Origin of the sequence: Microbacterium sp. NPDC056736, from assembly GCF_042790415.1 — a bacterium.
Classification (GTDB): Bacteria; Actinomycetota; Actinomycetes; order Actinomycetales; family Microbacteriaceae; genus Microbacterium.
In genome coordinates this window covers 1-9,440 of the sequence record NZ_JBHTZE010000014.1, presented here as the reverse complement: position 1 = coordinate 9,440, position 9,440 = coordinate 1, and the positions used below count along the sequence as shown (strand labels likewise).

Here is a 9,440-nt window from a genome sequence, read left to right as displayed (position 1 = left end):
GGTGCTCATGAGTCCTCCTTCACTCGCTCGGCGGCACGCAGGCGCACCGGCGTCGGGGGGGGGGGGGGGGGGGGCCCGGGGGGGGGGGGGGGGTCCCCCGTCGGGTTTGCCGCGCCCGGGGGCCGCGCCATCCGCTCTGCCTTCCTTACTCGCTCAGCTCCACCATGTTGTACACCTCGTCCTGCACGGGGCTGGCGGGGTACGAGGTCACGCGCTCGGCGAAGGCCAGCGTCGGGACCGGGTGCGCCAGCGGGACGCCCGGCAGGAACTCCATGATCTGCTCGTTGACGGCGAGGTACGCCGCCTCCTGCTCGTCGGCGTTCGCGAGGCCGCGGGCCTCGGTCAGCGCTGCGGTGAGCTCCTCGTTCGTGAAGCCCCACTCGTTGCCGGGGGTGGCGAAGAACGTCCCGACGAAGTTGTCGGGGTCGTTGTAGTCGCCGGTCCAGCCGAGCAGGTGCAGACCGTGGTCGGCGCCGCCCTGGATGCGGTCGAGGTAGGTGGGGTTCCAGTCCTCGCCGACGGGGGTGACCACGATGCCGACGGCCTCGAGCTGCGATGCCAGGTTCGTGAAGATCTGCTCCGGGTTGGGCATGTACGGGCGCGACACGTTGACGGGGTAGTTGAACTGCAGCGTCAGCGGGTTGGCCTCGTCGTAGCCCGCCTCGGCGAGCAGCGCCTTGGCCGCCTCCGGGTCGTAGTCGTACGTGGTGACGTCCTCGTTCCACCCGATGACGACGGGCGGCATGAACTCGCGGGCGACCTCGGTGCCCTCCGGGAGCACCTGGGTGACGAGCTGCTCCTTGTCGATCGCCTGGGCGATCGCCTGACGCACGCGGATGTCGGCGAGCTCCGGCACAGCCTGGTTCATCGCCAGGTACAGGATGTTGAACGGCTCGCGGTTGACGAGCTTGAAGCCGGCCTCCTCGAGGGAGGCGAGGTCGGCGGGCGCGACGAGGTCGTAGCCGTCGATCGAGCCGGACTCGAGCGCCTGGCGGCGGGCGGTGGTGTCGCCGATCACCTGGAAGATGATCTCCTGCACCTGGCCCTGCTCACCCCAGTAGTCCTCGTAGGCGCTGAGGGTGACCGATTCGCCCGGTGCCCACTCGTCGAACTTGAAGGGACCGGTGCCGACGGGGTGACCCTGCGCGTACTCGCTGAGCACGGGCGCCTCCGCCGTGCCGCCGACCTCATCGGCGCTGAACTCCTCCAGGGCCGCGGGGCTCTGGATCGCGAACGACGGCAGCGACAGTGCGGGGATGAAGCCCGCGAACGGCTGGGTCAGCGTGATGACCGCCTCGGTGTCGCTCGTCGCCTCGCAGCCGCCGTAGATCGACGTGCCGGTCTCGGCGTAGCCGCGCATGAGCTTGCCCCAGTAGTACGAGAGGCTCTCGGTGGCGGCCAGGCCGGTGAAGTTGTTCATCCGGTCGAAGTTGAAGCACACGGCCTCGGCGTTGAAGTCCGTGCCGTCGTGGAAGGTGACGCCCTCCTTCAGCTGGAAGGTGTACTCGAGGCCGTCCTCGGACTGCTCCCAGCTCTCGGCGAGCCCGGGGGCGGGGTCGGCCGAGCCCGGCTCGACGCCGACGAGGCCCTCGAAGATCTGCCGCGAGACGCGGAACGTCTCGCCGTCGTTCGCCATCGCCGGGTCGAGGCCTGCGATGTCGCCGGAGGAGCCGAAGATGAACGTCGAGTCGACGTCGGCGGCCTCGTCGGTCGCGCCGCCCTCGTCCCGCTGGCTCGCGCAGGCGGTGAGGACGACCGCGCCGACGGCGATCGCTGCGGCGCCGGTGAGCCAGCGCCTTCTGGCGGTGTGGAGCATGTGCTGTGCACCTTCCATGTCGTGTGGGCTCCGCTGCACATCGATGTGGAGCAGAGGTGCGCGCAGCCCTCATCGGGGAGTGATCCTCCGACGCTACCCGCGCGGAACCCCTCCGTCGGTTACGCCTGTGTCTCGATTCGGTTTCGGTGAAGACGGATGCCGCTTCCTCAGCGTTCTGCCAACCCCGTCCGCACGCTCGCGCGCAGAAGTGTCAAACCGGCGCGTCGCAGGCACGGGGTGCGGCTAACGTGGTGGCCATGGCACGCGCGAGGGACGAGCCGGCCGCACCGACTGCCCGACTGTCGGACGGCACGCTGGCGCGGATCGTGCGCGCGCCGTTCGGCGGCGGCTGGGAGCTCGACGTCGACGGTACGCCGCAGTCGCACGTGGACCTCGACGATCCGACGCACCTGCACTTCGAGTACATCGCGCGCATGGGGGCGGTGATCGACCAGCTGCGGATGCCGGGGCAGCCGCTGACGGCGATCCACCTGGGCGCGGGCGCGCTGACCATCCCGCGGCACGTCGAGGCGACGCGGCCGGGGTCCCGGCAGCAGGTGGTCGAGCTCGAGCCGGCGCTGTGGGATCTCGTGCGCGAGAACCTCCCCCTGCCGCGCGGAGCGTCGGTGCGGGTTCGGATCGGCGACGCCCGGCAGGCGCTCGGCCGCCTGCCCGCGGGGCTCGTCGGCGCGGCGGACCTCTTCGTGTCGGACGTGTACTCGGGCGCCCAGACGCCCGCGCATCTGACGACGGTGGAGTTCTTCACCGAGGCGGCGCGCTTCCTGGCGCCGGACGGCGTCCTGCTGGTCAACGTCGCCGACGGCGCGGGCCTGGCGTTCGCGCGCCGCGAGGTCGCCACGGTGCGCGCCGTGCTCGACCATGTCGTGGTGCTCGCCGAGGTGCAGACCCTGAAGGGACGCCGCTTCGGCAACCTCGTGATCGCGGCCTCGCGCGCCCCGCTTCCGACCGAGTGGCTGCCGCGGCTCATGGCCGCCGGCCCCCACCCGGCCAAGGTGGCCGAGGGCCGCGAGCTCGACGACTTCGTGCGCGGCGCCCGGGTGGCCACCGACGCCGATGCGACGCCCTCGCCCAAGCCCTCGGCATCCGTCTTCACCCGCTGACCCCCACCCGCCGGCCCTTCCCCTCCCTTCCTCCGCCGACCCCTCATTCCCCTCCCTTCCTCCGCCGAGATACCGCGAACTCGGCGAGGTACCACGACATGGGCGCCGACGGCATGGTCGTTCGGCGAGATCGCGGTTACTGGGTGAGAGGAGAGGAGAGGAGAGGAGAAGGGAGGGAGGGAGGGAGGGGCGGGGAGGGACGGGGACGGACGAGGGGGCGGATGCCGCGACTCGGCGTGGCACGACGGAGACCCACGCGGCGCCAGGCACACTGGACGCAGCCATCGGCGCGGCGAAGGGAGTCAGACGTGAGCTACATCCGCGGGTACGATCCCGACACCCTCCGCGAGCAGGTGGATCCGCGCCAGTGCAAGGAGCGGCTGGAGGAGATCGGCGAGCAGCGCAGCCTCCCCGCCCTGCTCGAGCGGGTGTGGCTGCTGAAGGTGCTCGACCGCCTCGACGACGCGCTGGTCGTCTCGGAGCAGTCGGTGCGCGTGGCCCGCATGGCCGGCACCCGCAAGGACCTGCTGCGGGCGCGCATCCTGCACGCCACCGTGCTGCAGGCGCGCGAGGCCTACGCCGCGGCGGATCAGGAGCTGACGACGTGCGCCGAGGAGGCCGAGGGGCAGGGCTGGGCCGGCATCGCCGCGTTCGCGCTGCAGCACCGCGGCAAGGTGAACTACGACGCCGGCGACTTCGAGGCGGCGCGCAAGGACTTCAAGCGGGCGCTGTTCCTCCGGCAGGAGTCGGGGGCGACCGAGGACCAGCTCGAATCGACGCTGCTCGCGATCGACGCGGCCGACCGGCGCCGCGCGGCGGCCTCGGTGGCCAGCTGACTCGCCCCGGCCCGAGTGTCGGAGATACGTTCTAGTCTCGCGTCATGTCGGAACTGCATCGCGTGCGGCACTGGGCCGAGGCCCTGATCGCCGCCCACCTCGACGGGTCGTGGACCTTCGCGTTCGACAACGCCAAGCGCCGCGCCGGGCTCTGCGACTACTCGCGCAAGCGCATCAGCGTCTCGCGCTACCTCGCCGCGCGGTACGACGACGACACCAACCACCAGACGCTGCTGCACGAGGTCGCGCATGCGCTGGCGGGCCCCCGGGCCGGGCACGGCCCCCGCTGGAAGGCGGTCGCGCGCGACCTCGGCTACGTCGGTGGCACCACGCACGACGGTGAGACCGCGGTGGAGCTCGCGCCGTGGATCGGCGTCTGCCCCGCCGGGCACGTCGCCTACCGCCATCGCAAGGCCACGCGCCCGACCTCCTGCGCGAAGTGCGCGCCGCGTTTTGACGAGCGCCACGCCTTCACCTGGACCCGCCGCGACATCACGCGTGCGACGCGGCTCGCCGCGATGACGCCGCGGGATCAGTAGGCGACGAAGCGGCCCTCGCGCAGCACCGGGACGACGGATGCCGCATCCACCGCGGCCGCGTTCAGCACCTCGTCGCGCGACGCCGCCTGCGGGTGGTCCGGGCGGCCCAGGAGCTCCTGTCCGGAGGCGCTCGCGGTGAGGAGGTGCCGCACCGCGCCGCGCAACCCACGGAACGCCTCGCAGGCCACAGCCGCCTCCGGCGACGTGTGGTCGATGCCGACCGTGCCGAGCGCCTCGATGACGGCACCGGCGCCGAGCTGATCCTCGACGGCGAACCGCAGCGGCGCTCCGCTCCACCGGCCGGCGAGCTCCCCCGCGGCGATCACGGCGATGCTCGTGCGCTCGGCGCGACGGCGCTGGATATCGAGCACCGCGTCGGCGACCGCGCGGGCGTCACGCAGGCACCCGAGCAGCACGGTGGCGCCGGTCTCGGCCGCCGCCGCCGCGACGGCCGCACCGTTCAGCGACACCGCGTGCGCGGAGGCGTCGAGCGGCGGGGTCTCGCCGCGGGCCACGGCATCCGTCACCGTCGTGGAGAACCGCAGCACGTCGACCACCACGACGACGTCGGCCGGGGCGAGCCGGCGAAGCCCCTCGACACCCCAGTCGTGACGGACCTGGTAACGCTGCTGGTCGAAGGGGCTCTCGGGCATCCGTCCAGCCTAAGCCGACACGATCGCGGGTCCTCGGCCGGCCCCCGGCGCGGACCGCCCGTGCTCAGCCGAAGCGCGCGAGAGCCGCGACCATCCGACACACAGGGTGCGACACTGGAGCATGCGGATCCTGCTGAAGTTCGTGATCGACTGCGACCCCGACGCGGCGTGGCGGGCGCTGCACTCGCCACGGGCGGTGGCCGAGCTGTACGGTCCGGTGCTCGGCCTCGAGCCCCTCGTGCCCAGTGGGCTGCCGACCTCGTGGTCGCCGGGCGATGACGTGCCGGTGCAGCTGTCGGCGTTCGGGTCGGTGCCGGTCGGCCGTCAGCTGATCCACGCGAGCGAACGGCGCGTCGACGGGCCGGGCGGCGAGGTGCGCATCTTCCGCGACAGCGGCATCCCGCTCACGGGGCCCCTCGCGAGCCTCGACGTCTGGGACCACCAGATGGCCGTGGCGCCGGCACCGGGACAGCCGGGCAAGACCCTCTGGCGCGACCGGCTCGTGATCGGCGGACCCACCGCCGCGCTCCTGTGGCCGATGCTGTGGGCGACCTGGCAGTGGCGCGCCGCGCGCATCCGCGCCCTCGCGCCCACGTGGGCGCACGACCCCGAGCCGGCGGATGCGGCCGAGGCCGCGGCATCCGGCTCGGACGTCACTCCTGCGGGATGACGGTCAGCACGCGCGCGACGTATTCGAGGAACTTCCGCATGAACGTGCGGAGGAACTCCTCGGTCTCGGCGTCGGTCACCCGCGCGTCGTCGTCGATGAGGCCGGGCGTGACCTGGATGTAGGCCTCGGGCGACGTCATCTGCCGTGCGTTCAGGTAGCTCAGCGTGCTGCGCAGCGTCTGCTGGCCCACGGCCGTGCCGATCTTGCCCGGTGACGCCCCGATGACCCCGGTGGGCTTGTCCTCCCAGACGTTCTGCCCGTACGGCCGGCTGCCCCAGTCGATCGCGTTCTTCAGCGGGCCGGGGATGGACCGGTTGTACTCCGGCGTCACGAAGAGCACGGCGTCGGCGGAGTCCACCGCCTCCTTGAAGTCGGTCGCGACCTGCGGGTAGTCGCCGTCGAGATCGCGGTTGTACAGCGGGAGGTCGGCGTATCCGATCTCGAAGAACTCGAGCTCCCGCGGGGCCAGGCGCTGGAGCGCCTCGGCGAGGCGGCGGTTGACGGATTCGCGCGACAGGCTGCCGATGACGATGCCGACGCGGTAGGGCGGTTCGTGCTCAACGATGTCGATCTTCATGGGGTCAGCCTGCACCCGCCGCCGGATGGCCGCACCCGCCTTGACGGACGCCGCGGAACCTGGCACCCGGCGCGACCGGCCCCGCGGGTATCAGCGTGCGCGCGCCACCCCTCTTCCGCATCGGGGCGGTCCACTGCAATGTGGTCCCAAGACCCTGGGGAGGTGCGACATGGCCGACGAAGTCCAGTACGCCGAGCCCGCCGACGAGCCGCGCACGCACGTGACGCTGCGGCTCATCGCGCAGGACCCCGCGGTGAGCGGCGACGACGGGCGCATCCTCACCGCGAACGTGAAGGTGCCGTGGTCGCGGATGGAGGACGGTCCCCGCGGATCCCGGCTGCACGTCGTCGACTACGACACGGCGACCGGCCGCTACGTCAAGCACGCGCCGCTGGGCAGGGAGGATCTGTTCGCGGATGCCGCGGACGACGTGCTGCGCACCGATCTGGCCTTCCACGCGCAGCACGTCTACGCCACCGCCGCGCGCACGCTCGCCACGTTCGAGACGGCGCTCGGGCGCCGGCTGCCGTGGGGCTTCCGCAGCCACCAGCTCTTCCTCGTGCCGCACGCGTTCCCGGAGGCCAACGCGTTCTACTCCTACGACGACAGGGCGCTGCTGTTCGGCTACGTGCCTCCGGTGGACCCCCGCGGCGAGGCGGTGTACACGTGCCTGAGCCACGACGTCGTGGTGCACGAGACGACCCACGCTGTGCTCGACGGCCTCCGCCGGCGGTTCCTCGAGCCGAGCCTGCCCGACCAGGCGGCCTTCCACGAGGGGTTCGCCGACATCGTGGCGCTGCTGTCGGTGTTCTCGATGCGTCCGGTCCTCGAGCAGGCGCTCGGGCGGCCCGACCGCAGCGGCCGGATCCCCCGCAGCCGCGTCGAGCGCGAGGCGCTGCGGCGGAGCATGCTCGCCCGGGTCGCCGAGCAGATCGGCAGCGTGCTGACCCAGGGTCGCGGCGCGCTGCGCCAGTCGGCGCTGAACCCGCCGCCGCAGGACTGGGCGAAGCTTCCCGAGTTCCTCGAGCCGCATCGGCGCGGCGAGGTGCTCGTGGCGATCGCCTTCGACGTCCTCATCGAGATCTGGGTCAAGCGCCTGCAGGCGCTGTTCTCCAGGCCCCGCGGCGAGGGGGCGACCGGCCGGATCACCCTCGACCGGGCGCGCGCCGCCGAGGAGGGCGCCAAGGCGGCGTTCCAGCTGCTCACGATGCTGATCCGGGGCCTGGACTACCTGCCGCCGGTCGAATTCGACTTCGGCGACCTGCTGAACGCCGTGCTGCTGGCCGACAACGAGGTCGCGCCCGACGACGACCTGGGCTACCGGCAGCTCCTGGTCGAGGGATTCGCGCGCGCCGGCATCCAGCGCTCCGCCAACCGCGTGACCGACGTGCTGGAGTCCGAGCTGCCGCCCTACTACCTGGGCATCAACTTCGCCGGCCTGCGCAGCGACCGCGACGAGGTGTTCCGGTTCCTGTGGCAGAACGCCCGCCGCTTGGACGTGTCGACGGACTACTACACCGTGATCGAGTCCGTGCTGCCCACGCAGCGGATCGGCCCCGACGGGCTGATCGTCCCCGAGTCGGTGGCGACGTACGTCCAGATGGCCGAGATGACCGCTCGCGAGTTCACCGACGAGTCGGGGCTGCAGCTGTCGCCGGCCATAGACCCGCGCACGCCCGTCCAGCTGTTCGGCGGCGGAACGCTCATCTTCGACCAGTTCGGCCGCCTGAAGCTGCACGTCCACAAGCGTCTCGACGACTGGCGCCGCCAGCAGAGGCGGCTCGACCACCTCGCCCGGACAGGCCGGCACGACGCCTCGCGGCGCCTCGGGTTCTCGGACAGCGCCGCGCGCGGGCAGACGTTCGCGCAGCTGCACCGCACCGAGCGCAGCTCCGGGGAGACATGGTGAGCGCCGCCGTCCGCACGCGCGTGCGCATGTACCAGGTCGGCTTCGGCGACTGCTTCCTGGTGTCGATCGAGTACGACGGGCCGCTCGATGACGGACGCGCCGCCCGGCACATCCTCATCGACTACGGCACCAGCCATTCGCCGCGGGAGGGCATGGCCCGCGGCCGCATGGCGGACGTCGCCGCGCTCGTCGAGGAGCACACCGGCGGCCACCTCGACGTCCTCGTGGTGAGCCACCGTCATCGCGATCACCTCAGGGGATTCGAGGTCGACGCCGGCGCGGCGATCATGAGGCGGCTCGCGCCGACGCTCGTGCTGCGGTCGTGGACGGAGGACCCTGAGCTGTCGGCCACGGCGGACGGCCCGGACGCCGGCGCCGCGCCGGCCGGCCTCAGCCGCGCGTCGGTGCGCTACGCCGCGCTCCTCGCGCAGGCGCAGGAGCACGTCGCCCGGCTCGCGGGGCTCGCCGGCCTCGACGACGAGGTGCGGACGGCCGCGGAGGACCAGCTCAAGAACGCCGAGGCCGTGGCCCTGCTCGACGAGCTGTCGCGCGACGGCCGCGGGCGCTATCTCCACGCGGGCATGGAGTCCGGGATGGAGGCGCTGATCCCCGGGCTCCGGGCGACGGTGCTGGGCCCGCCGACGGTCGACCAGGATCCGCGGGTCGCGAAGCAGCGCGAGGACGATCCGGAGTACTGGCTCACCGCACTGGACGCCTCTTTGCGCATGGTGGGCGCCGCCGCCGACGCCGGCACCCCGGCGCCCATGACCCACGGCCCGGGTCCGGTCCGCTGGCTGATCGACCGCCTGGCCGACCAGCGGACCGCGTCGGCCGCGCGGCTGGTCCGCGACCTCGACGACGCCCTGAACAACACCAGCCTGATCCTGCTGCTCGAGATCGGCGGCCTGTCGCTGCTCTTCCCCGGCGACGCCCAGATCGAGAACTGGCGGCACACGCTGGACCAGCTCCCCGGCGAGCCGCGGCTGCGCGAGCGGCTTGCACGGATCGACCTGTACAAGGTCGGCCATCACGGCAGCCGCAACGCCACGCCGCGCTCGCTGCACGCGCTCTGGAAGGACCGCGCCGACAGCCTGCCCCGGCTCGCCGCGGTGATGTCGACCCGGCAGGGCGTGCACGGCAAGGGTGACAACGCGGTCCCGCAGACGCACCTGGTCACAGCACTGCAGGAGGTCGCCGACCTCTACTCCACCGACGACCTCGTCGGCGGCGAGGAGTACGTCGAACTGGTGTCGGAGGTCTCCGGGGGGCCGTTCCGGCCGGTCCCGGCGGCGGGGAACGGATGACCGGAGGCCGCGGCC

General features: G+C 72.5%; 9 protein-coding genes. 6 read left to right on the top strand and 3 right to left on the bottom strand.

Annotated elements, in window-relative coordinates; genetic code table 11:
• Positions 1-145 precede the first annotated feature (145 nt).
• Positions 146-1,816: an ABC transporter substrate-binding protein gene (locus ACFRAL_RS17285; RefSeq protein ID WP_336393570.1), complete on the bottom strand. Its 1,671-nt coding sequence runs from the start codon at positions 1,814-1,816 to the stop codon at positions 146-148.
• 257 nt (positions 1,817-2,073) lie between these two features.
• Here ACFRAL_RS17285 and ACFRAL_RS17280 point away from each other — a divergent pair, with 257 nt between their 5' ends.
• The 3 genes from ACFRAL_RS17280 (at position 2,074) to ACFRAL_RS17270 (ending at position 4,312) form a co-directional block, all read left to right on the top strand.
• Positions 2,074-2,937, top strand: coding sequence for a spermidine synthase (locus tag ACFRAL_RS17280; RefSeq protein WP_378885355.1), 864 nt, complete (start codon positions 2,074-2,076; stop codon positions 2,935-2,937).
• Between the two features lie 308 nt (positions 2,938-3,245).
• Entirely contained in the window at positions 3,246-3,773 is a 528-nt protein-coding gene (locus tag ACFRAL_RS17275) for a hypothetical protein (protein ID WP_336393572.1), read from the top strand.
• 44 nt (positions 3,774-3,817) lie between these two features.
• On the top strand, positions 3,818-4,312 hold the full coding sequence (locus ACFRAL_RS17270) for a SprT-like domain-containing protein (protein WP_378885352.1): 495 nt from the start codon (positions 3,818-3,820) through the stop codon (positions 4,310-4,312).
• Here the strand turns inward: ACFRAL_RS17270 and ACFRAL_RS17265 are convergent.
• Positions 4,306-4,965 carry a 2-phosphosulfolactate phosphatase gene (locus ACFRAL_RS17265; protein ID WP_378885350.1) on the bottom strand — a complete coding sequence of 220 codons (660 nt, stop codon included), beginning with the start codon at positions 4,963-4,965 and terminating at the stop codon, positions 4,306-4,308. The genes ACFRAL_RS17270 and ACFRAL_RS17265 overlap by 7 nt on opposite strands.
• Before the next feature lie 121 nt (positions 4,966-5,086).
• Here ACFRAL_RS17265 and ACFRAL_RS17260 point away from each other — a divergent pair, with 121 nt between their 5' ends.
• A complete protein-coding gene (locus tag ACFRAL_RS17260; RefSeq protein ID WP_378885347.1) occupies positions 5,087-5,635 on the top strand; it encodes a hypothetical protein in 549 nt (182 codons plus the stop codon).
• On the opposite strand, the gene ACFRAL_RS17255 is transcribed toward ACFRAL_RS17260, so the two are convergent.
• Complete coding sequence (locus tag ACFRAL_RS17255; RefSeq protein WP_378885344.1) at positions 5,619-6,212, bottom strand: NADPH-dependent FMN reductase; 594 nt, start codon at positions 6,210-6,212, stop codon at positions 5,619-5,621. The two genes, ACFRAL_RS17260 and ACFRAL_RS17255, sit on opposite strands and share 17 nt — an antisense overlap.
• A gap of 169 nt (positions 6,213-6,381) precedes the next feature.
• Between ACFRAL_RS17255 and ACFRAL_RS17250 the strand changes: the two genes are divergently transcribed.
• Positions 6,382-8,121, top strand: coding sequence for a hypothetical protein (locus tag ACFRAL_RS17250; protein ID WP_378885341.1), 1,740 nt, complete (start codon positions 6,382-6,384; stop codon positions 8,119-8,121).
• Entirely contained in the window at positions 8,118-9,425 is a 1,308-nt protein-coding gene (locus ACFRAL_RS17245; RefSeq protein WP_378885338.1) for a hypothetical protein, read from the top strand. Before ACFRAL_RS17250 ends, ACFRAL_RS17245 begins: the two co-directional genes overlap by 4 nt.
• Positions 9,426-9,440: the final 15 nt, after the last annotated feature.

Excerpts from the sequence above, each read along its gene's own strand:
- ACFRAL_RS17265 (WP_378885350.1), bottom strand. The coding sequence starts at position 4,965 with ATGCCCGAGAGCCCCTTCGACCAGCAGCGTTACCAGGTCCGTCACGAC.
- ACFRAL_RS17285 (WP_336393570.1), bottom strand. The coding sequence starts at position 1,816 with ATGCTCCACACCGCCAGAAGGCGCTGGCTCACCGGCGCCGCAGCGATC.
- ACFRAL_RS17270 (WP_378885352.1), top strand. The coding sequence starts at position 3,818 with ATGTCGGAACTGCATCGCGTGCGGCACTGGGCCGAGGCCCTGATCGCC.
- ACFRAL_RS17255 (WP_378885344.1), bottom strand. The coding sequence starts at position 6,212 with ATGAAGATCGACATCGTTGAGCACGAACCGCCCTACCGCGTCGGCATC.
- ACFRAL_RS17260 (WP_378885347.1), top strand. The coding sequence starts at position 5,087 with ATGCGGATCCTGCTGAAGTTCGTGATCGACTGCGACCCCGACGCGGCG.
- ACFRAL_RS17280 (WP_378885355.1), top strand. The coding sequence starts at position 2,074 with ATGGCACGCGCGAGGGACGAGCCGGCCGCACCGACTGCCCGACTGTCG.
- ACFRAL_RS17250 (WP_378885341.1), top strand. The coding sequence starts at position 6,382 with ATGGCCGACGAAGTCCAGTACGCCGAGCCCGCCGACGAGCCGCGCACG.